The 20,980-nt window shown below is 69.8% G+C and carries 21 protein-coding genes; 2 read left to right on the top strand and 19 right to left on the bottom strand.

What is annotated here, in order from left to right; all coding sequences use genetic code 11:
* Positions 1-20: 20 nt before the first annotated feature.
* The 17 genes from lepB to ABD893_RS15890 all read right to left on the bottom strand — a co-directional run bounded on the left by lepB (position 21) and on the right by ABD893_RS15890 (position 16,150).
* The gene (gene lepB / locus ABD893_RS15970; RefSeq protein WP_345082603.1) at positions 21-599 is read right to left on the bottom strand and encodes a signal peptidase I; all 579 of its coding nucleotides are present in this window, start codon (positions 597-599) and stop codon (positions 21-23) included.
* A 22-nt stretch (positions 600-621) separates the two neighbouring features.
* Positions 622-972, bottom strand: a complete 351-nt coding sequence (gene rplS, locus ABD893_RS15965; protein ID WP_345082601.1) for a 50S ribosomal protein L19 — start codon at positions 970-972, stop codon at positions 622-624.
* Between the two features lie 331 nt (positions 973-1,303).
* A complete protein-coding gene (gene trmD, locus ABD893_RS15960; protein ID WP_345082597.1) occupies positions 1,304-2,026 on the bottom strand; it encodes a tRNA (guanosine(37)-N1)-methyltransferase TrmD in 723 nt (240 codons plus the stop codon).
* Between the two features lie 6 nt (positions 2,027-2,032).
* Positions 2,033-2,620 (bottom strand): ribosome maturation factor RimM, encoded by a 588-nt coding sequence (rimM, locus tag ABD893_RS15955; protein WP_345082594.1) that lies wholly within the window; start codon positions 2,618-2,620, stop codon positions 2,033-2,035.
* Positions 2,617-3,624: a hypothetical protein gene (locus ABD893_RS15950; protein ID WP_345082591.1), complete on the bottom strand. Its 1,008-nt coding sequence runs from the start codon at positions 3,622-3,624 to the stop codon at positions 2,617-2,619. The genes rimM and ABD893_RS15950 overlap by 4 nt, the downstream gene beginning before the upstream one ends.
* A gap of 1 nt (position 3,625) precedes the next feature.
* Complete coding sequence (locus ABD893_RS15945; protein ID WP_345082588.1) at positions 3,626-3,868, bottom strand: KH domain-containing protein; 243 nt, start codon at positions 3,866-3,868, stop codon at positions 3,626-3,628.
* A gap of 1 nt (position 3,869) precedes the next feature.
* Positions 3,870-4,349, bottom strand: a complete 480-nt coding sequence (gene rpsP / locus ABD893_RS15940) for a 30S ribosomal protein S16 (protein ID WP_345082586.1) — start codon at positions 4,347-4,349, stop codon at positions 3,870-3,872.
* 259 nt (positions 4,350-4,608) lie between these two features.
* Positions 4,609-5,733, bottom strand: coding sequence for an amidohydrolase family protein (locus ABD893_RS15935; RefSeq protein ID WP_345082584.1), 1,125 nt, complete (start codon positions 5,731-5,733; stop codon positions 4,609-4,611).
* A gap of 46 nt (positions 5,734-5,779) precedes the next feature.
* Positions 5,780-7,399 (bottom strand): signal recognition particle protein, encoded by a 1,620-nt coding sequence (gene ffh, locus ABD893_RS15930; RefSeq protein WP_345082582.1) that lies wholly within the window; start codon positions 7,397-7,399, stop codon positions 5,780-5,782.
* Between the two features lie 140 nt (positions 7,400-7,539).
* Positions 7,540-9,897 (bottom strand): [protein-PII] uridylyltransferase family protein, encoded by a 2,358-nt coding sequence (locus ABD893_RS15925; RefSeq protein WP_345082580.1) that lies wholly within the window; start codon positions 9,895-9,897, stop codon positions 7,540-7,542.
* Positions 9,887-10,225 (bottom strand): P-II family nitrogen regulator, encoded by a 339-nt coding sequence (locus ABD893_RS15920; RefSeq protein WP_345082578.1) that lies wholly within the window; start codon positions 10,223-10,225, stop codon positions 9,887-9,889. Before ABD893_RS15920 ends, ABD893_RS15925 begins: the two co-directional genes overlap by 11 nt.
* The gene (locus ABD893_RS15915) at positions 10,222-11,628 is read right to left on the bottom strand and encodes an ammonium transporter (protein WP_345082575.1); all 1,407 of its coding nucleotides are present in this window, start codon (positions 11,626-11,628) and stop codon (positions 10,222-10,224) included. Before ABD893_RS15915 ends, ABD893_RS15920 begins: the two co-directional genes overlap by 4 nt.
* A 233-nt stretch (positions 11,629-11,861) precedes the next feature.
* A complete protein-coding gene (gene ftsY, locus ABD893_RS15910; protein WP_345082572.1) occupies positions 11,862-13,412 on the bottom strand; it encodes a signal recognition particle-docking protein FtsY in 1,551 nt (516 codons plus the stop codon).
* A gap of 166 nt (positions 13,413-13,578) precedes the next feature.
* The gene (locus ABD893_RS15905) at positions 13,579-13,731 is read right to left on the bottom strand and encodes a hypothetical protein (RefSeq protein WP_345082569.1); all 153 of its coding nucleotides are present in this window, start codon (positions 13,729-13,731) and stop codon (positions 13,579-13,581) included.
* Between the two features lie 156 nt (positions 13,732-13,887).
* On the bottom strand, positions 13,888-14,313 hold the full coding sequence (gene ndk, locus ABD893_RS15900; RefSeq protein WP_345082566.1) for a nucleoside-diphosphate kinase: 426 nt from the start codon (positions 14,311-14,313) through the stop codon (positions 13,888-13,890).
* 68 nt (positions 14,314-14,381) lie between these two features.
* Entirely contained in the window at positions 14,382-14,801 is a 420-nt protein-coding gene (locus ABD893_RS15895) for a DUF4233 domain-containing protein (protein ID WP_345082563.1), read from the bottom strand.
* Positions 14,801-16,150: a bifunctional folylpolyglutamate synthase/dihydrofolate synthase gene (locus ABD893_RS15890; RefSeq protein WP_345082560.1), complete on the bottom strand. Its 1,350-nt coding sequence runs from the start codon at positions 16,148-16,150 to the stop codon at positions 14,801-14,803. Before ABD893_RS15890 ends, ABD893_RS15895 begins: the two co-directional genes overlap by 1 nt.
* Before the next feature lie 229 nt (positions 16,151-16,379).
* Between ABD893_RS15890 and ABD893_RS15885 the strand changes: the two genes are divergently transcribed.
* Both ABD893_RS15885 and ABD893_RS15880 read left to right on the top strand, forming a co-directional pair.
* Entirely contained in the window at positions 16,380-17,162 is a 783-nt protein-coding gene (locus ABD893_RS15885) for a hypothetical protein (protein WP_345082557.1), read from the top strand.
* Positions 17,159-18,805, top strand: a complete 1,647-nt coding sequence (locus ABD893_RS15880; RefSeq protein ID WP_345082554.1) for a WXG100 family type VII secretion target — start codon at positions 17,159-17,161, stop codon at positions 18,803-18,805. The genes ABD893_RS15885 and ABD893_RS15880 overlap by 4 nt, the downstream gene beginning before the upstream one ends.
* Positions 18,806-18,843: 38 nt before the next feature.
* Here ABD893_RS15880 and ABD893_RS15875 read toward each other — a convergent pair whose 3' ends face one another.
* Both ABD893_RS15875 and ABD893_RS15870 read right to left on the bottom strand, forming a co-directional pair.
* Positions 18,844-19,287, bottom strand: a complete 444-nt coding sequence (locus tag ABD893_RS15875; RefSeq protein WP_345082551.1) for a hypothetical protein — start codon at positions 19,285-19,287, stop codon at positions 18,844-18,846.
* Positions 19,288-19,427: 140 nt separating this feature from the next.
* Positions 19,428-20,885 carry an S-layer homology domain-containing protein gene (locus tag ABD893_RS15870; protein ID WP_345082548.1) on the bottom strand — a complete coding sequence of 486 codons (1,458 nt, stop codon included), beginning with the start codon at positions 20,883-20,885 and terminating at the stop codon, positions 19,428-19,430.
* Between the last annotated feature and the right edge of the window lie 95 nt (positions 20,886-20,980).

Here is a 20,980-nt window from a genome sequence, read left to right as displayed (position 1 = left end):
CTATCGGCAGATGCTGACCGTCAGAGGGCACCGCCGCGAGTGAGAGGCCACACGATGCGGTCGGCTTCTCCCACCACCCGGTCCAGGGGCACCATCCCGCCTCCGGGAGCACCGAGCAGATGGCGCGAATCGGTGGAGTCGGCCCGGTTGTCACCGAGCAGGAACATGTGATCTGCCGGGACCTGCAGGTCGAACTCGATCTCGCTGGGAGCGGTGCCGGCGGGCAGATAGGGCTCATCGAGCGGGACCCCGTCCACGGTGATCGCGCCGCTCGGGTCGCAGCACTGGACGCGGTCGCCGTCGATCGCGATGACGCGCTTGACCCAGTAGCGGTCACCATCGGACGCAGCGGGGGCGAAGTACCCGAGCCCGTCGAAGACCACGATGTCTCCGCGCTCCGCGGCGCCCCGGTGCGAACGGTCCGTCAGGAGCACGTCACCGGGGATGAGCGTCGGTGCCATCGACGCCGAGGGGACGCGGAAAGGCTGGGTGACGAAATGCCGCACCAGCAGGGCTGCGACCAGCAGGAGCACGACGCAGACGGCGGCGGCCACCACCGGGTGGTGCCGCCGCCGTCCGTCCACGCTGTCGCGGGACATGCCTGAGATCAGGAGTCCGTGATCAGGAGTGGTCGCGCTTCTCCTTGATGCGGGCCTTCTTGCCCGTGAGGTTGCGCAGGTAGTACAGCTTCGCGCGACGCACGTCACCGCGGGTGATGACCTCGATCTTGTCGACGGTCGGTGCGTGCACGGGGAACACGCGCTCCACGCCGACGCCGAAGGAGATCTTGCGGACGCGGAAGGTCTCGCCCACGCCGTGGCCCTGGCGGCCGATGACGTAGCCCTGGAAGATCTGGATACGAGAGCGGTTGCCCTCGATGACCTTCACGTGCACCTTGACGTTGTCGCCGGCGCGGAAGGTGGGGATGTCCTCGCGCAGCGAGGCCTTGTCGATCTCATCAAGCTTCTGCATAGTGTTTCTCCAGCCTCCGCCTCAGGTCGGACAGCTTCGTTCGTGGGACTCCCCGAGGTGTGGGAAGTCCGTCATGAACTGTCGATCCGGCGAGGAGCGAACTCCCCGTGCCGGTGTGCTGAGACTCTGGCGGCGACTCCCATCGCCACGGAACATCTCGACCGCTTCCTGCGCCCGTCCCCTGAGGCAGAGGAGCGCGCGGTACGCACAAGAGGTCATTGTGCCAGCGCAGTGCCGCTCACGGCAAGCCCCCGATGTCTCATCGTCGCTGATCACAGCGCCTCGGACTGTCGTCTGCGTCACGCGACCGGTGCGAGCGCGGGGGGTGGGGTCACTCCAGCAGGTCGGGGCGCCGCTCGCCGGTGCGCTGGAGGGACTGCTCCCGCCGCCACGCGGCGATCTTCGCATGGTCCCCCGACAGCAGGATCGGCGGCGCCTCCCGGAGGATTCCCTGGGGATCGGTCCAGCTGGCGGGCCGGGTGTAGAGGGGGTACTCGAGCAGACCGTCGGAGTGGGACTCCTCCACCAGCGACTCGGCATTGCCGACCACCCCGGGGATCAGGCGCACCACGGCCTCGGTGATCGCGAGCACGGCGACCTCGCCACCGTTGAGCACGTAGTCGCCGAGGGAGGCGAGGGCAACCTCGCAGCCGATATCAGCTAGATGCTGGTAGACCCGCTCGTCGATGCCCTCGTAGCGTCCGCAGGCGAAGATGATCCACTCGCACTGGGACCATTCCTGCGCGGTGGCCTGGGTGAAGGGGCTGCCGGCCGGATTGGGGAAGACGATCAGTGGTTCGACGTCGGCGCCCAGGGATTCCTGGCCCTGCGCGCGCACTCCGGCGAAGGCCTCTGCCCATGGCTCGGGCTTCATCACCATGCCGGCGCCGCCGCCCAGCGGGGTGTCATCCACCGTCCGGTGACGGTCGTGGGTCCAGCTGCGCAGATCGTGGACCTGAAGATCGACCAGGCCCTCCCGGCGGGCTCTGCCGATCAGGGACAGCTCGAGGGGCGAGAGGTATTCGGGGAAGATGGTGATGACGTCGATGCGCATCCCGGTTCAGCCCTTGGTGCGAGCGGAGGGGGCGGAGGTCTCCGGTTCGGGGCCCTGTTCGTCCTCGGGAAGGGCGTCGAAGAGGCCTCCGGGCGGATCGGCGATCACGACACCGGCCTCCAGGTCGACCTCGGGCACGAGCTGCTCGACCAGCGGCAGCTGGACCCGTCGTCGGTCCAGGGTGCGTACCACCAGCAGGTCCTGGGCCGGGTAGTGCTCCACTCCGACCACGGTGCCGAGCTCGCGGCCATCCACGTGGCGCACAGCCAGTCCCTTGAGCTGGCTCGGGTACCAGGCTTCAGGGTCCTCATCGGCCTCCTGCTCGGCATCCACCGCGATCACCAGTTCCACGCCGCGCAGCGATTCTGCGTCAGTGCGATCGGCGACCTCGTCGAAGGTGACGTACCAGCGGTCCTGCTGGCGTCGGATGCGCCCCACGGTGAGGGGGCGGGGGCGGCCCTCGACGCGCACGTCGAAGGCGGTTCCCTCCTGCAGGCGCTCTTCGGGCTGGTCGGTGCGCAGGATCAGCGCGACCTCGCCGCGCAGTCCGTGGGCCCGGCCGATGGTCGCGACGGTGACGTCGAGTGTGCTCATGAGCGTTCTCCGTAGTCCATGCCGCCCTCGTGGGCGGCGTTCGCGCCGATGACGGCGCCGTTCTCGATCTCCCCGAGGTCCGGTGAGGAGTACCCGGCATCCGTGCAGGCGGCGGTGAGCGTCGCCAGCGGCTGTTCCAGACCCTCCGACCAGGTATCGCCCTCCAGCGCGTCCTGGAAGGGAGCGCGCACCTGCTCGAGGGCTGCGGTCACCGCGTCGTCGTCCACCGCAGTGATCTCAGCGGTCAGCAGGTCAGCGGTCTTCGCCACCTCGTCCATCCGCTCCGCAGGGACCTCCCGGGCGGAGAGCCCCACCAGCTTGAACATATTCGAGGTCAGCACATTCGCATTGCCGAAGTGGGTGAGCGTGCCGGGCGTGTCGAACACCTCGGCACAGACCAGGGCCGCGGGTTTGGTCCCGTCAGCGCCCGGGGCTACGGCCCAGCTCGCTGCGGAGGAGACCTCGCTGCAGCTGCCGGCCAGCCCCTCCCAGGCAGTGCGGAAGGCGTCACCATCCGCCTCGGCGCCCAGCTCAGGCTGCGTGCGGAACCAGTCCGACAGCACTGCCGCGGGCTCCTTCGCCGAGGCGGGAGCATCCTGGAACGTCGTGTCGATGTCGTCCCCGGTCATCGCATAGAAGAGGGGATCCGTGGGGCCTGCCTGCGGGGCCGTCGCGGCGCGATCGAGGACGGCCCTGGACAGGGGATCGCTGTAGTCGGGATCTCCCCAGAAGGCCGCGCAGGCTGCGTTGAGGGCAGGATCCTCGGAAGCCGTCTCCTGAACTGCGCCGGAGCTGGCAGCGCCGACGCCCGGTGTGGGACCTGCAGTCGTCGACTCACCGGTGGCGCATCCGGCCAGCAGCAGGGTCAGGCCCAGCAGTGCGGTGCCGGCAGCTGCGGTGACAGCCTCTGGCCGGCGCCGGCGTGAGCTGGAAAGCCAGGAGCGGCGCTGCCCGGACCTCTCGGTCCGATCGGCAGCACCGCTCCGTGAAGTGGCTCGAGGCAACTCAGCGCCGGTCGACGTCGACGATGTCGACTCGCACGTCGTCATCCGACAGGGCCGCGGTGACCGTGCGCAGGGCACGGGCGGTGCGGCCGGACCGGCCGATGACGCGGCCGAGATCGGCAGCGCCGACCCGGACCTCGAGGAGCGGACCGCGTCGCGTGGACTTCTCGGTCACGGCCACAGCCTCGGGGTCATCGACGATGCCCCGGACCAGGTGGTCGAGTGCGTCGGCGCGGGCGCTCATCTCAGGCCTCGTCGGTCGCTGCGGCGTCGGCGTCCTCGGTGGACTCGCCCTCAGCCGGGGCCTCCTCGGAGCCGGCCTCGACCTCTGCGGACTCGGCCTCCTTCGCGTCCTTGGCCTTCTTCGCGCCCTGGCGGGACTCTGCGGCAGCCTTGTCGGCGTCGGCGATGAGCTCCTCAGCCGTCTTCTTGACCTCAGCGGTCTTCAGGGTGCCGGCGGCGTCGCTCTCGCCCTTGGCCTTCTGCCAGTCGCCGGTGATCTTCAGCAGTGCGGCGACCTGCTCGGTCGGCTGTGCGCCGACGCCGAGCCAGTACTGTGCACGCTCGGACTCGACCTCGATCACCGAGGGGTGCTCGGTCGGGTGGTACTTGCCGATCTCCTCGATCACGGCGCCGTCGCGCTTCTTGCGCGAGTCGGCGACGACGATGCGGTAGTACGGTGCACGGATCTTGCCCATGCGCTTCAGACGGATCTTGACAGCCACGTGGGTGGACTCCTTCAAAGATGTTCGGGTGAGCTCCGCCGCTGCCTGTGGGGTCATGCGGGCGCTGACGGTGCTCGGGGTGTCGTGCACAGGCTGGTAGAGGGCCGGTCCATGCACATACAGGGGTTGATTATGCCAGGGATCCGGGTCGACGTTCCACCCCGATCCGTGTGCGGCGGCGCACACGTCCCGCAGCGGGACGTCCCTCGGTGCTCCCTCACCCGGCTCGTCGGCCGAACCGCGGGCGAATCCTCCGGTGTCAGGCGACGATCCTGCCGCCCAGGACCACATGGCTGCGCTCGCGCAGCGCGCGGTGATCCGTCCGCGGATCTCGGGGCGTCACCAGCAGATCTGCCGGGGACCCGTCCTCAAGGCCGGGCACGCCGAGGAAGCGTCGCGGTGCCCAGGCCGCGGCACTGAGGATCGCGGTGGCCTCGAGCCCGGCCCGGGCCAGCTCATCGAGCTCGTCGTGGATGATCCCGTGGCCGAGCACTCCCCCGGCATCGGTGCCGACCAGCAGCTGCACCCCGGCGTCGTGCGCATTCCGGGTGCGGTCGAATCGGCCTGCCCGGAGCCGGCGCATATGAGCGGCGTAGGCGGGGAACTTCGGCTCCCCCTGACTCGCATAGCTCTCGAACTCGTCGACGTTGACCAGGGTGGTGACCACCGGCACCCCGGCCTGCGCGGCGCGGGTGATGGTCTCGTCGGTCAGCCCGGTGGCGTGCTCGAGGCAGTCGAAGCCGGCATCGAGGGCGAGCGGCACCGTCGCCTCATCGAAGGTGTGGGTGGTGATGCGGGCACCGGCGGCATGGGCGGCGGCGGCTGCGGCGACGAAGTCTTCTGAGTTCCAGCAGGGGCTGAGATCGCCGGCCGAGCGGTCGATCCAATCCCCCACCAGCTTCACCCAGCCGTCGCCGCGCTGCGCCTCACGGGTCACCGCCGCCGGGAGATCCTCAGGTTCGACCTCGTCGGCGTACCCGCGCAGGTAGCGACGGGTGCGGGCGAGATGCCGGCCGCAGCGGATCAGCCGCGGCACGTCGGACTGCTCCTGCAGCGGTGAGGTGTCGATGATCGAGCCGGCATCGCGGATCAGCAGCACCCCGGTATCCCGGTCAGTGAGCGCCTGCTGCCGCGCGGTGCCGATAGAGGTGCCCTTGCCATCGTCACCGATTCCGAGATGGCAGTGCAGGTCAGCGAGGCCCGGCACCACGAACCCGTCGAGCTGGCGGGTTTCGGCATCGGTGGACAGGTCGGGCCGACTGTGGTGGATCCGGCCGTCGAGGACCCAGGCCTCGGCGAGCTCCTGCTCAGGGCCCAGCAGGATCGGACCCGTGAGGTGGAGGACCGGGGCAGGGGAACCGGCGGGCGACGATACAGCGCTCATGTCTCAAGCCTAGCGAGCGGAAGCGCCGACCGGCCCGCCCCCGGCCTCACTTGCCGCCGAACAGCTTCTGCATCTCCGGAGGAAGCTGATTGGGGTCGAAGTCGGAGAGATCCGGCTGGCCGCCCTGCTGGCCGCCCTGCCGGGCTCCCCCGGCACCGCCGCCGAACGCCGATCCGCCCTGACCACCGGCGTCGCCGCCAGCCGCAGCCCGCTTCGCGGCTTCCGCCTGCTCGCGTGCGGCCTTTGCAGGGTTCTTGGACTTGCCCTTCTTGAGCTGCTTCTGCGGGGCCTGCTTGCCGCGGGACTTCTTGCCCATGCCCATGCCGGGACCGCCGGGCATCCCAGGCATGCCGCCGCCGGCCATGCCCTTGCCCATCGTCTTCATCATCTGCTGGGCCTGCTTGAACCGTTCGAGCAGCTGGTTGATCTGCTGCACGCTCGTGCCGGAGCCCTGGGCGATGCGGTTGCGGCGTGAGCCGTTGATGATCTTCGGATCGTTGCGCTCCTGCGGCGTCATCGAGCGGATGATCGCCTCGACCTTGCCGATCTCGGACTCGTCGAAGTTGTCGAGCGCCTCGCGGTACTGGCCCATGTTCGGCAGCATGCCGAGCATCTTCTTGATGCTGCCCATGTTCTTGAGCTGCTGCATCTGGGAGAGGAAGTCGTCGAGGGTGAAGTCCTCGCCGGAGGCCAGCTTCGCGGCGGCCTTCTCTGCTTCCTCGTGGTCGAAGGCCTTCTCCGCCTGCTCGATCAGGGTGAGCACGTCACCCATGTCGAGGATGCGGTTGGCCATGCGGTCCGGGTGGAAGCGCTCGAACTCGTCGAGGCTCTCACCGGTGGAGGCGAAGAGGATCGGCCGCTGGGTGACGCCGGTGATCGACAGTGCGGCACCGCCGCGGGCATCACCATCGAGCTTGGAGAGCACGACGCCGGTGAAGCCGACGCCGTCGCGGAAGGCCTCGGCGACGCGGGCCGCATCCTGGCCGATCATCGCGTCGACCACGAACAGGGTCTCGTGGGGGTTGACGGCGTCGCGGATGTTCCGCGCCTGCTCCATCATCTCCTCGTCGATGCCGAGGCGACCTGCGGTATCGACGATGACCACGTCATGCTGCTGGAACTGGGCGGTAGAGACGCCGTTCATCGCCACCAGCACCGGATCGCCGACGCCGTTGCCCGGTTCGGGGGCGAAGACGGGCACGCCGGCTCGCTCGCCGACGACCTGCAGCTGGGTGACGGCGTTGGGGCGCTGGAGGTCGGCGGCGACCAGCAGCGGGGTGTGGCCCTCGGACTTCATCCACTTCGCGAGCTTGCCCGCGAGGGTGGTCTTGCCCGCGCCCTGCAGGCCCGCGAGCATGATCACCGTGGGCGGGTTCTTCGCCCAGTGCAGCTCGCCGGTGGCTCCGCCGAGCACCTCGACCAGCTCGTCGTTGACGATCTTGACGACCTGCTGGGCAGGGTTCAGGGCCTTGGAGACCTCTTCCCCGAGGGCTCGCTCACGGACGCGCCCGGTGAACTCCCGCACCACCGAGACGGCGACGTCGGCGTCGAGCAGGGCACGACGGATCTCGCGGATCGTCTTGTCGACGTCCGCTTCGGTGAGGCGGCCATGGCCGCGCAGACCCTTCAGCGACGCTGTGATGCGATCGGAGAGGTTGTTGAACACGAAGCGCTTCCCCTTGGTCGAATGGACCGCCCCAGTGTAGTGCTCCCGGCGCCGCCACCCCAGGAGGAGCGGTCAGGCCCACAGGAGAGAACCACCACCCCGGTGCTCGGGTGGTGGCACGGGAGCGATCGTCCACTGTCTCAGGTCGCGGCAGCATCCATGAGGGCGGCGACGATCCGACCGACGGACGGCGGGTCCAGCGCCCGTCCGTGCTGATCGGTCAGGTAGAGCACGTCCACGGCACGCCGGCCCAGGGTCATCACGTGGGCACTGCGCACATGGAGGCGGTACAAGGTGATGGTCTCGGCGAGGTCGGCCAGCAGGCTGGGACGGTTGCGCGCGTTGACCTGTACCACGGTCGCCTCGCGAGAGGCCCCGGGCAGCAGGGTCACCACCGGCGCGTCCTCGGTCGTCCGGGGCGGCGGGGCGGGCGGCAGCTCGAGCACCCGTGCGTCGGGACGGTCTCGATGGGCGAGCTCGCGGTCCAGCGCGGAGCGCAGCACCGAGGGGTGAGGGAGGTCGGCAGGTGCCGCCGCGATCCACCAGGTGTTCACGGCCACGCCGTCCATCGTCACCATGACGGCGCTGTGCACGTCCAAGTGCAGCCGGACCAGGGTCCGTGCCATGGCGGCGAACACTCCCTCGCCGTCGGGGGCGCCCACGCAGACCTGCGAGATCGGCTCATCATCCAGATGCGCGGGGTAGAGCACCTGGGCGCTCTCGCTGCGCCGGACCGCGGAGAGCACGGCCTCCTGCACGGAGCGCTGGGGAACCAGCAGGGAGCGGGGTGCTGGAGCGGTGCCGCTGAGGGCGCTGCGCGCGAGTCCGGTGAGGTGGTCCACGAGGTCTGCACGCCAGGTCGACCAGGCCGACGGGCCGGCGGCGATCGCATCCGCCTCGGTCAGCGCGCGCAGGATCTCCAGCACGTCGAGGTCCTCGTCGACGGCGGCGAGAAGCTCGCGCACAGTGGAGGGGTCCGCCAGGTCGCGGCCGGTCGCGAGGTCGATCAGGGTCAGGTGCTCCCGCACGAGGGCCCCGATCCGGTGAGCGTCGCTCCGGTCGAAGCCGAGATGCTGTGCGGCCGCCTCGGCCAACGGGGCGCCCTCGGCGGCATGGTCGTGGGCGTCAGGACGCTTGCCGAGATCATGGAGGAGCGCCGCGACCAGCAGCAGATCGGGACGGCCGACACGAGACAGGAAGCGCTGAGCCTCGAGCACCGTCTCGACCTGATGCCGGTCCACGGTGAAGCGGTGCACGGCCGAGCGCTGGGGCCGGTTGCGGATCTCGGCCCAGTTCGGCACCCAGCGTGAGAAGACGCCCTTGATGTCGAGAGACTCGTAGACCTCGGCGAAGTGCTCTCCCGCGAGGGCGTCCACGAGGGTGTCGCGCTGCAACGGCGTCAGCGGGATGAGGGGCGCTTCGGACATCCGGGCCAGGGTCGCGGCGGCGAGGGGCATCCCGGTGGTCGCTGCGTGTCGCACTGCGGCCATATCCCGCAGCGGGTCCTGGGAGGCTGGGTCGACGGAGATCTCGCCGGACTGCACCAGGACTCCGTGAGGCAGACGGGTCAGCGCGGGACGGCGCTCGGCCCCGAGTCCGCGAGTGGCGGCGCCGCCGGGGGCGATGGCGGCCTCGGCGGCACGCACGGCGCGGTGCAGCTCCCAGGTCACGCCGCGGGCCGCCTCGGCGAGCACGGCATGGTGGTCGTCGGCGGAGGCATGTCCGGTCAGCGCGGCGACCGCGTCCTGGTCCGCTCGTCCCAGGCGGGTCCCCGAGGAGCCGGTGACGGCCTGCAGAGCGTCGCGGGCGTCGCGCAGGGTGTGGGCGGCGGCGTCGACGGCCTCGTGGTCGTGGTCGGCGAGCCAGCTCTCGGCAAGCGCACGGATCACCGTGATGTCGCGCAGCCCCCCGCGATCGGACTTGAGGTTGGGCTCGGTGGAGTGGGCCAAAGAGCCGTGGTGGCGACCGCGATCGGTCGCGAGGTCGACCAGCTCCCCCACGCGGCGCCGGGCCTCGCGCCGCCACTGGGCGCGCAGCATCCGAGCAGTGTCCTCGACCAGCGCCGCGTCCCCGGCGACGACTCGCAGGTCGAGCAGGGAGATCGCGGCGCGCAGGTCCTGGTGGGCGACGACCGCGCACTCCTCGGGACTGCGTACCGCGTGGTCGAGAGAGGTTCCGGAATCCCAGATCGGGTACCACAGCGCGCTCGCCAAGCGCTGCGCCTCCTGTGCATCCACCCGTGCCGGGTCCAGCAGCAGCACGAGGTCCAGGTCGCTGCCCGGCCCCAGTGACTGCCGGCCCAGGGACCCGATCGCGGCCAGCGCTGCCCCGGCGCCGCCGCCGGACGCGGGGCCGCCGGCGCCTTCCCACAGCGTCCGCAGCCAGTGGTCGACAAGATCGGACTGGGTACGGCGGCGAGAGGGGCCGGCGGTTGCGTCGGCGAATCCCTCATGGAGCACCTGGGTGATCCGGCGGGAGGAGAACGCCTCAGAGTGCATCCGCGCCCTTTTCTCCGGTCCGGACGCGCACGACGGTGTCGACACCGGTGGTCCATACCTTGCCGTCACCGATCCTGCCGGTGCGGGCGGCGCCGACCACCAGCTCGATGATCGCCGGCTCATCGATCTCCTCGGCGAGCACCTCGAGCTTGATCTTGGGGATCGTGTCGATGGTGTACTCCGCGCCGCGGTAGACCTCGGTGTGTCCGCCCTGGCGGCCGTACCCGGCGACCTCGGTGACGGTGATGCCGGTGACCCCGTACTCGCGCAGGGAGTCGATGACCGCCTGCAGGGCGTGCGGCTGGATGATCGCGGTGATGAGCTTCATCGGGTCTCTCCTGCGGTGATCGGGGCGGGCTCCGCGTCGACGCTGTCGGCAGCGCCCGTGACGTGGGCCGGGGCCGGGGCCGCATTGCGCGGTTCGGTCTCGTCCATGGTGGAGGGGGAGGGAGTCCGTCTCGGAGCGATCGGTCGCTCCCGGCGGGAGGCCAGGGCGCCGACGAGATCGTATCCGGCCTCGGCGTGCTGGGTGATGTCGATCCCGGTGATCTCATCCTCCTCGGAGATCCGCCAGCCCATCGTCCGCTGGAGGATCAGGGCGATCACCGTGGTCAGCACACCGGAGAACAGCATCGCGGTGGCCGCCACCAGGACCTGGACCAGCAGCAGGTTCACGCCGCCGCCGAGCAGCAGTCCCCCGTCGGCGGCGAGGAAGCCGATGCCGACGGTGCCGACGAGGCCGCCGACCAGGTGCACGCCGACCACGTCGAGCGAGTCATCGATCCCGAAGCGGTGCTTCAGGCCGACAGCCAGCGCACAGGCGAGACCGGCCACGAGGCCCAGCACGATGGCGCTCAGCGGAGTCAGTGCCGCGGCGGCAGGGGTGATCGCCACCAAGCCGGCGACGACACCGGACGCCATACCGAGGGAGGTGACGTGCCGGTCGCGGATCCGCTCCACGAGTGCCCAGCCGAGCATCGCCCCGGCAGTGGCGACGGTGGTGTTGACCCAGGCAAGTCCGGCGGTGCCGTCGGCCGTGCCGGCGGAGCCTCCGTTGAAGCCGAACCAGCCGAACCACAGCAGCGCCGCGCCGAGCATGACCAGCGGGAGGTTGTGCGGCTTCATCGGCTCTCTGCCGAAGCCCTTGCGGACACCGACGACCAGGGCGAGCACGAGGCCCGCGACTCCCGCGTTGATGTGGACGACGGTGCCGCCGGCGAAGTCGATCGGCTCGGCGATCGCGGCGAAGGGGCCGTCGCCGCTGAGCAGGCCGCCGCCCCAGACCATGTGGGCGAGCGGCGCGTAGACCACGAGCACCCAGATCGCGGCGAAGACGAGCCAGGTACCGAGTTTGACACGGTCGGCGATCGCGCCGGAGATCAGCGCGGTCGAGATGATCGCGAAGGTCATCTGGAAGCCGGCGGCGACCAGGAAGGGCACCCCGCTGCCAGCAAGGATCGACTGCTCGTCGGTGCCGGCCAGGCCCAGGTGCTCCAGGGGGTTGCCGACGATCCCACCGACGTCGGAGCCGAAGGCGATCGAGTATCCGGCGACGGTCCAGGCGATCGCGACGACGGCGATCGCGCCGAAGGACATCAGCATCATGTTCAGCACGGTGCGGGCACGGACCATGCCGCCGTAGAAGAAGGCGAGACCGGGGGTCATGAGCAGCACGAGCGCGGCGCTGGTCAGGATCCAGGCGGTCGCTCCCGTATCGAGGGTGAACTCCATGTCAGCTCCAGGAGGAGGAGGGTCGACCCGTGCACGTCTGCGCGCCGCGGGACCGAACGGCCAGAGCGGCCGTGCGCTCATCGTGGGGCCGGAGTCCGTGGATGCCCCTGCCGAGAGACCCCCGTGACCGTTCTGTGACATGACGTCCCGCGGGGTGGACGGCGCCAGGAACGACCTCGCCCCCGCCGGATCCGGCGGGGGCGAGGGGTGGTTCGGGGTTCAGCGGTGAGCGCTCAGCCTTCGAGCAGAGCGTCGACGAAGCCGTAGGCGTCGAAGGGCGTGAGGTCGTCCATGCCCTCTCCGAGGCCCACCATCTTCACCGGGACGCCGAGCTCGCGCTGCACGTTGACGACGATCCCGCCCTTGGCGGTGCCGTCGAGCTTGGTGAGCACGAGGCCGGTGATCTGCACTGCATCGGAGAACACCCGAGCCTGCTGCATGCCGTTCTGGCCGGTGGTGGCGTCGATGACCAGGAGCACTTCGGCGATGTGATCGCCGTGCAAGCCCTTCTCGGCCACCCTGCGCACCTTGCCCAGCTCGTCCATCAGCCCCTTCTTGTTCTGGAGGCGGCCGGCGGTGTCGATGATGACCACGTCGACCTCCTGGGCGATCCCTTCCTTCACCGCGTCGAAGGCGACGGCGGCGGGGTCCGCACCGTCCCGGTCCGAGCGCACCGTCTCCACACCCACACGCGAGCCCCAGGTCTGGAGCTGGTCTGCGGCCGCGGCACGGAAGGTGTCCGCCGCGCCGAGCACGACGGTGCGGCCGGCGGCGACCAGGACGCGGGAGAGCTTGCCGACGGTGGTGGTCTTACCGGTGCCGTTGACACCGACCATGAGCATCACCGAGGGCACCTCGGTGCCGTCCGGTGCTGTGCGCCGGGTGGCGGCCAGACGGCGGTCCAGGTCTGGGTTCACCAGTGCCACGAGCTCCTCGCGGAGCACCTCACGCACCGCGCCGGCATCGTCGGTGCCGAGCACCTGGATGCGGCGTCGGAGGTTCGCGATCATCTCGTCGGTGGCGTCCGGGCCGAGGTCTGCCAGCAGCAGCGTCTCCTCGATCTCGTCCCAGGTGTCCTCGTCCACGTTGCTGCCGCGGGTGAGCAGGGTGAGGATGCCGCGGCCCAGCGCGCCGGAGCGGGAGAGCCGCTCGCGCAGTCGCACCATGCGGTCGGCTGGGGCCTCCGGGGTGTCGAGGGCCGGTGCTACCGGGGCAGCGGACGTGTTGTCCACCGTGGTCGCGATGTCGCTCGTCGCAGGGGCTGCCGTGGGCTCCGCAGCTGTCGGGGCTGCAGGGTCAGCCGGGTCAGCTGGGGCGGCGACATCGGAGGATGTCGCGTCGGCGGTGCTGGTGGTACCGGGCGTGCTGGGGGTGGCGGGGGTACCGGACTGCTCGTCGAGAGCCGAAGGCGCCGGGGCGTTCTCCTGGTCGAAGGGCATATCCTCTGGCGCAGCGGACTCCGGAGCGCTCGCGACGCCCCCGGCGCCGGACGCTGCTCCCTCGGCCGGCGCGGCGGACGTGTCGCGAGAGTCCTCGCCAGCGGGCTTCGGCGGAGCTGACGAGAGGGTGTCGGCCCAGGTGGGCGCGGCGGGCCGCTCCTTGACCTCGGTGGCGGTGCCGGAGGGCCGGGTGTCGCCGTCCTGGCCTGCAGGGTCCTGCGAGGCGGTGTCGTCTGAGGACTGCTTCCGCCCGCGGCTGCGGATGTACGCCCAGGCACCGGCGCCGAGCACGAGCACGCCACCACCGCCGCCGGCGATCAGGGCAAGTAGAGCATCGGGATCCACGGGTCACCTCCGAGGTCGGGGAAGCCGACGAAGCGGCGAGGACAGCCGCCAGTCTAGGCGGCACGCGACAGGTACCCGGGACCGTCACCGTTCAGGGGCGACGTCCCCGCGTGGTGGACCCTGGTGAACCCCGGCGCGACCGATGGTTCAGCGGAGGGTCAGGCGCTCACCGCCGAGTGCGGGAACTGTGCCTGGGGTCGCTCTCCTGCTGTTCCTCGGCGCGGCTCTTCAGATGGGGCAGCGCGACCACGACCAGGATCCCCGCGGCGAGCAGCACGGCAAGCACCAGAAAGAGGATGACGACGAAGGGCAGTTCCATGCTTGTCATTGTGCACGCCGCAGCGAGCGCGGGGCGGGACCGTGGGATGCGGCGCGCCTCACTCTCGCCGCGGCGTGCAGAGCCTGCGGTGCGGGAAGCTGGAGAGGTTCAGCTCGGTGCGGAGCCAGCTCGGTGCAGAACCAGCTCGGTGCGGGGTCAGCCCAGCTCGGGGAACCAGATCGCGATCTCGCGGGCCGCTGACTCCGGGGAGTCCGAGCCGTGGACGAGGTTCTGGATGACGGGGAGGTCCCATTCGCGGGCGAGGTCGCCGCGGATGGTGCCGGGGGCTGCCTCGGTGGGATTGGTCGCTCCGGCGAGCGAGCGGAAGCCGGGGATCGCGCCCTCCCCTTCCAGGACGATCGCGACCAGCGGGGCGGAGCCCATGTAGTCGACGAGTCCGGGATAGAAGGGCTTGCCCTCATGCTCGGCGTAGTGTGCGGAGAGCTCCTCCGCCGTGGCGGAGCGCTGGGTGAGGGCGAGGATGTCGTAGCCCTTGGCCTCGAGGCGGCGGATGATCTCCCCGCGCAGGCCGCGCTGGACGGCATCGGGCTTGAGCAGGACGAGTGTGCGCTGTGCGGTCATGGCACCAGGGTACCCACGAGCGGCACTGGTCGAGTGCTCAGCAGCCGCTTGTCGCTGGCGCTGTCCGGTCAGGAGGCGGTGCTGTCCGGCTCCTCGGCGCGGGCGGCCCACACTTCGGCGTCGACCGTGTCCTTCTCACCGTCCAGCTGGTGACCCTTGAAGGTGCCATAGGCGTACAGCGCTGCGAACAGGATGCCCACCACCCACATCGCGGTCACCTGGATGCCGAGCAGGATGACAGGCAGCTGCAGGATCAGCCCCAGCCAGTACGGCCAGGCTCCACGCTTGAGCAGCCCGGAGCACAGCACCAGGACGAGCGCGGCGAGCAGGCTCCAGGTCCAGGTGAGCAGCCGGTCCTCGGGTGCCAGCTGGTGGGCGACGAGTGCGGCGAAGAACACCACGAAAGCCTCGATGACCAGGATCGTCGAGGCGATCATCCGCTGTGCGCCGTGAGGCCGGAGGGAAGGTGTGAGATCGAGATCCCTCATCACTCCTCCTCCGGCACACCGAGCAGATCGCGCACCTCGGCGACGAGCGTCACCGAACCGGCCGCCACCACACCTCCGAACTGGTCCCCGTCCATCTCCGCGAGATCCACGGCGGCCTGGATCGCATCCGGCAGGCTCGCATGCTCGAGGACGCGGTCCTCATCATCGAAGATGTCGCGGGCGAGGTCCGCGAGCTGGTCGGCGGGGATCGCGCGCGGGGAGCTCGACTGGGTGATCACCACTGCGTCCAACAGCGGTTCGAGCACGTCGAGGATCCCGGCGGCGTCCTTCTCCTGCAGAATCCCGATGAGGCCGATGGTGCGGGTGAAACGGAAGTTCTCCCGGACCGTCTCGACCAGGGTCAGTGCCCCGGCCGGGTTGTGGGCGGCGTCCAGCAGGACCGTCGGCGCCTGCCGCACCACCTCGGCGCGGCCCGGTGAGGTGACGCTCGAGAGCGCCGCGCTCAGCAGCTCGCCGTCCAGGGCGGTGCTGCCGTCTCCGAGCAGCGCCTCCGCGGCAGCCACGGCGAGCAGGGCGTTGCGGGCCTGATGCTCTCCGAGCAGCGAGAGGAAGAGCTCCTCGTATCGGCCCCCGATGCCCTGGAGGGACAGCATCTGACCGCCGACCCCCGGGGTGTGGGAGAGCAGGCCGATCTGCTGGTCCTCGATGGCTGCCTCCGCGCCCAGCTCGCCGATCCGCTCACGCAGCACGTCGGCGGCGTCCTCATAGGGCTGGGAGGCGATGATCGCGGTGGCCTCCGCGGTGAGGATGCCCGCCTTCTCCCCGGCGATCTCGGCGATGGTCTCCCCGAGGTATTCCTGATGGTCCAGGGAGATCGGGGTGATCACGGCGACGTCGGGACTGACCACGCCGGTCGCATCCCAGGTACCGCCGAGGCCCGTCTCCACGACGGCGACGTCGACCGGTGCCGAGGCGAAGGCCTGGAACGACATGGCGGTGAGGTACTCGAAGTAGGTCAGGGGCGGCCCGCCCGCAGCCTCTGATTCGGCATCGACGATCGCGGCGAAGGGTTCGACGTCGCGGTAGGCCTGGAGGAAACCATCCTCGTCGATCGAGGTTCCATCGATCGCTATGCGCTCGACGGGCGAGCGCAGGTGGGGGCTGGTGGTGCGCCCGGTGCGCAGACCGGCCTCACGCAGAATCCGTTCCAGGATCCGCGCGGTGGTGGTCTTGCCGTTCGTGCCGGCGATGCGGATGGAGCGATACGAGTTCTGCGGGTCCCCCATCAGCTCCATCACCCGGGTGATGCGGCTGAGGTCCGGCTCGATCTGGTTCTCCGGGGCGCGCTCGAGCAGCGCCGCATAGACCTCTCGCAGCTCGGGCGACATGGCCTGACGGGATGACCCCTGGCGGGGAGTTTTCTGCACAGCGGCTCCTGCGGGGGCGACGGGTGAGTGGGCGTCGTTCAGTGTACGAGGCCGCACTGGGACCGTTCCTCCCCACCGAGCGCTGGTCCACAGGAAGAGTGCTGCCCATCACCAGAGCGCGGCCCCGCTCATAGCCTCAGCACCAGAACCAGCGGTCGACGGGGCCGCGCCGGAGATGAGGAGGGGCGTGATGACCGAGCTGATCGCGACTGTGGAGCATGCGTCGCAGTGGGCGCACAGGAGAAGGGTGCCGGAAGCATCCTGGAATCCCGTGTATCGGGCATTGGCCGGAGGCACTGCACCGACGCGACTGCCGGCGTCATCGGAACTCACCGACGACGCTGACCTCGAGCTCGTGCTGGCACAGCTCACCACCCCCGCGCTGCTGAGCGTGGCCGTGACGGACGGTGAGCAGACGCACCGCCTGCGGATCGGCCTGGATGCCGTTGCCGCGACCGTCGAAGAAGCTGCTGCGGACCTGCCCTCGCGATGGTCCGAGCTCAGCACCCCGGAGGTGCCCGCGAGGATCATCCGGCTGCTCGAGGATTCCGGCGTGGACCTGGCTCCTGCAGAGCTGAGCATCAAGCACGGTGCGAACGCTCTTCGCCTCTCCCCGGCGCAGAGCCGCATCGCATACACGGCTCTCACCCAGGGCGTCTCTCCCGAAGGCGCCTTCGCCGCGATCCCGGACCTCGACGACACCCTGCGGGATGCGCTCACTGCGACCGGCCCGCGCATCTCCCTCGCCCTGACGCTCCACGACCCGAGAGGTCGGGTGACCGAGCGGCCCGTGACCTGGTCCCGGCTCTGGGTGACCGGGACGAACGGCCTGTACCGCCTGGACCTGCCTGCTCGCCCTGCGCCGGCCGTCCATCGGGTGGGTGGTGGCGATGTGCTCGGTACCCTCCTCCCCGTTCTCGCACAGGGCATTCGGTTCGCGGCCGCCTGCGCCGCGGCAGGCGGCGCACGATGAATTCCTTCTGGGGGATGGACACGGCGCAGCTGCGCACGCACGCCGAGCAGTTGCGCACGGCCTCCGACGACGTCGAGCTCCTTGCCGCTCGCCTCGGGACCGCGGTGCAGGAGGCGCCGTGGACCGGGGCCGATGCGGAGGCTTTCCGGGGGCGATGGGCGGTGCAGGCCGCCAGCCGACTGGAAGAGGTCTGTGGCGATCTCCTGGCCCTGGGCGATGACGCGCGGCAGGAGGCGGATCAGCAGGACGTCGTCTCGGCCGTGGAGGGAACCCCGGCTGGCCCGCAGGGAGCCGCCAACGCGAGTATCACCGCGGTCTCGGGCATCTCCTCGGTCTTGGGCACCTCCGCGGTCTCGGGCACCTCCACGATCCCTCCCGCGGACGCCTCGAAGTCAAGCGGCGGCTACCTCCACGAGAACAGCCTCTGGCTCCCGGACTGGCTCGAGCTCCCGGTCGAGAGGACAGCCACGGCACTGGCAGGAACGGCCTCCGACGGGATCGGGTGGAGCGTCGCCACCGGCATGGGTCTGCTCGACGGCGGTCTTGACCGGCTCGGGGTGCGCATGGAGGGGTTCGCACAGTTCCAGCGGGACGCCGGCCACTTCGGAGAGATCTTCGAGGACTGGGCCACCGGCGAGCGGGTGCCGACCATCGCCGAGGTCGGCGCCGCGGGGCTGGTGACCCTGGGATCCGCCGGCGTCGGGGCCTTCGAGGCGATCACCGGCCAGGACACCCCGTTCTTGGATGACCGTCCCGGAGGCATCGTCGAGTCGGTGAGCGTTGCTACGGGTCCGGCGCAGAGCCCTCGGACTCTGCAGGACCTGGTCACGCAGAACGATGCCCTGCGCATCGACAACCCGGGCGGTCCGCTCAAGACTGGGCAGATCGGTATTCAGGAGGTGCGCAGCGTCGAGGGTGGGGACCCTGTGTTCATCATCCAGATCCCGCCTACTGAGGGGGCGAGCGTCATTGATGTCCCCGGCGCCTATGGCGAGCAGAGGAACTCCCGCGACTGGGGATCGAATCTGCGGCTGGTCTCCGGCCAGCATCCGGCCGCGATGGATGACGTGCGTGCCGCGATGGAGGCGGCCGGGGTGCCTGCGGGGGCGGAGGTGATGATCGTCGGCCATTCCCAGGGCGGCATCGTCGCGAATCATCTCTCCGCCGACCCCACCTTCAACAGCGCCTCCGGGCATCCGGGCACCTACGACGTGACGCACACCTTCTCCATGGGCTCTCCGGTGCAGACCGTGGTCTCGGCGCAGGGATCGACGCAGTCGGTGAACGTGAGCCATGCGGGCGGGATCGATGCAGGCGGAATCAGCGGGGATCTGATCCCGGCCCTCGATCTGGGTGGGGCGCAGGTCGACGGCGGGACCCTGGGGTCCTCCCATCGGCATGAGGTGTCTTTGCCAGGCTATCCCGTGCTCTCGCTGAACCCCGTCACGATCCTCGAGTCCAACCATGATTCGGTGGGGCTGCAGGGCCAGGCGGACGCCGGATATTCAGGCAGCGTGGGCCGCGCCACGGCCACCGACCCGACGCTCTCCGCGCTGCAGGAGGACCTCACGGGGACGTATCTCGGGGATGGCACCTATATCGCCGAATCCCAGGTGGTGACGGTGGGCCGGGGTGAGGCGTGAACCGTTCCTGGCAGTGGGCGGGGCCGGTGCCTCGGCGCTCACTCCAACCCGTACTTGCTGTAGAAGGACTCAGCCGTGATCCGATCCCGGCGCGGGTTCGCCGCCGGCATGTCGGGGCCCAGTTCCATGGGGGTGAGCTCCTCGCCGCCAGCGAGGACCCCGGTGATCCAGCCGACCCGGAGACTCTTGGCATCGGCCTCGCTGAGCTCCTGGTGGATGAGGGTGACGATGCCGCGCATCGCCTCATCGAACACGGTGAGCCCGGCGGAGCGGTCCTCCGCCTCCAGAGAGACCGTGCCACGCAGGAGCTGCTCGAAGTTCGCCCCGTCATCGGTCTCCAGCTCCACGCCGGAGACGCCCTCGACGGATTCTGCGGCCTCCTCGGCCGCCGCGACCAGCTGCTTGCGCCCGGTGCCGCAGCCGCTGAGCATCGCGGCCGCTGCTGCAACGGCTCCGCCCAGAAGCCCGCGTCTGCCCACCATGCTCATCCCCTCGTCCGACGATTCACCACCGAGCATGCCATGCCCGGTCTCCGGCCGGAGCCGGAACCTGCAGCCCTGTGGACCGGCCCGGACAACGGGCTCGCTCCTCGCCCGTCTGCGGGGCTCTCACGGCGCCCGGGTCAGTCCAGTGTCATCCGGTAGATGAAGGCAGCCATGGCGTCGCGCAGGATCGGCTGGTACGGCCGGTACGTGCCGTCGGCCCAGCCGGTGGTGATGCCCTCGGACTCGGCCCACGCGATCTCCTTGCGGAAGATGACGCTGGAGTCGACATCGACGAACGGCGACCTCTTCGGCGAGGTGAAGGCGGGCTCTCCCGCATACCGGTACATGAAGGCCGCCATCGCGTCCCGTTTGATGGGCTCGAAGGGACGGTAGGTCCCATCCGACCAGCCGTCGGTGATGCCGACGTGCTCAGCCCAGGCGATCTCCTTGTAGAAGACCATGCTGGTGCTGACATCCTTGAACGGTGACTTCGCCGGCGCCGTGAACTCCGGCTCCCCCGCAGCGCGGTACAGGAACGCAGCCATCGCGTCGCGTTTCATCGGCGCGAAGGGTCGATAGGTGCCATCCGCCCACCCGTTGGAGAGTCCGGTCCCCTTCATCCAGGCGATCTCGGTGAAGAAGATCAGTTCGCCGTAGCGCACATCGGTGAACGGAGCGGCGGGGTTCTTCCCCCAGGGCGCGGCCAGCGGATAACGATTCCCAGGGGTGCCTGTCGGCGATCCGAACCACATCGAGAAGGTCCGGAAGAAGTTGCGGTTCCCGTAGGTCGCACAGACATCGTCGGAGACTGGACCGGCGCCGGCATCGAGCGTGGCCTGAGTCGGGGTGAACGGCGTGTAGTTGTACAGCGCGGCGGTAGCGCGGTTGAAGATCTTCACCTCGCCATAGCCGCAGAACTCATAGGGGCTGTACTGGATGTCGTAGGTCTTCCCGGCCTGGTAGCGGTAGCCACGGGCCGGGTCGCCGTACTCCTGCAGGCGGGAGATGCCGTGGTAGATCTGATGGACGATGCCACCGAATGCGGGGTCGCAGGCCTGGAAGTCGGGGCAGCGGAAGCCGAGCGCCTTCTCCAGCTGCGTCGGCGTCGCATTCCGGGTGGTGATCAGACCCTGCTCCTTCTGGAGCATCACGAGGATCACCTGAGGATTCACCTCGCAGGCCCGGGCCACATCGGTGATGATCCTGCCCGCCGTGGCGTTGCTGACCGCCGGGATCGCGGCGCAGTAGGCGGTCGCCGCGCGCTGCGGAGTGTTCGCGGTGAGGTTCTTGAGGCACGCGGCACCGTCGGTGCCGTCGGCGCAGTTCTTCCCCTGCGTGTCGAGGAATCTATCGACCTCGGCGCGGTCCATCGAGGTGGAGTCGAACATCCGGGTGTCGGTGATCAGGAAGCCTGGGGAGAACCCGCCGAGCCCGGGCGGTGGGGTCTCAGCACGCGCTCCCGGCGAACCGGCGAGCACGGAACCAGCGAGCACGAGGAGGGAGACGGCGAGCAGCAGGACGCGGGATCCAGGGGTGCGCAGGGAGACCACCGGCGCGCTCTCGGTGAGTGCTGATGCCGTAGCAGGGGAATTCACCAGGCGTGCTGGGCGAACCATCATGATCTCCGATGTCAGGGTATCCCGAGGAGTGGATCCTCCGCTCAGGATAGATTCGGAAAACCCTCAGGGAA

The sequence above is a fragment of the Brachybacterium paraconglomeratum genome (assembly GCF_039541415.1).
GTDB lineage: Bacteria > Actinomycetota > Actinomycetes > Actinomycetales > Dermabacteraceae > Brachybacterium > Brachybacterium paraconglomeratum_A.
The sequence above is the reverse complement of the archived record's forward strand: the minus strand, read 5'-3'. Positions and strand labels throughout refer to the sequence as shown.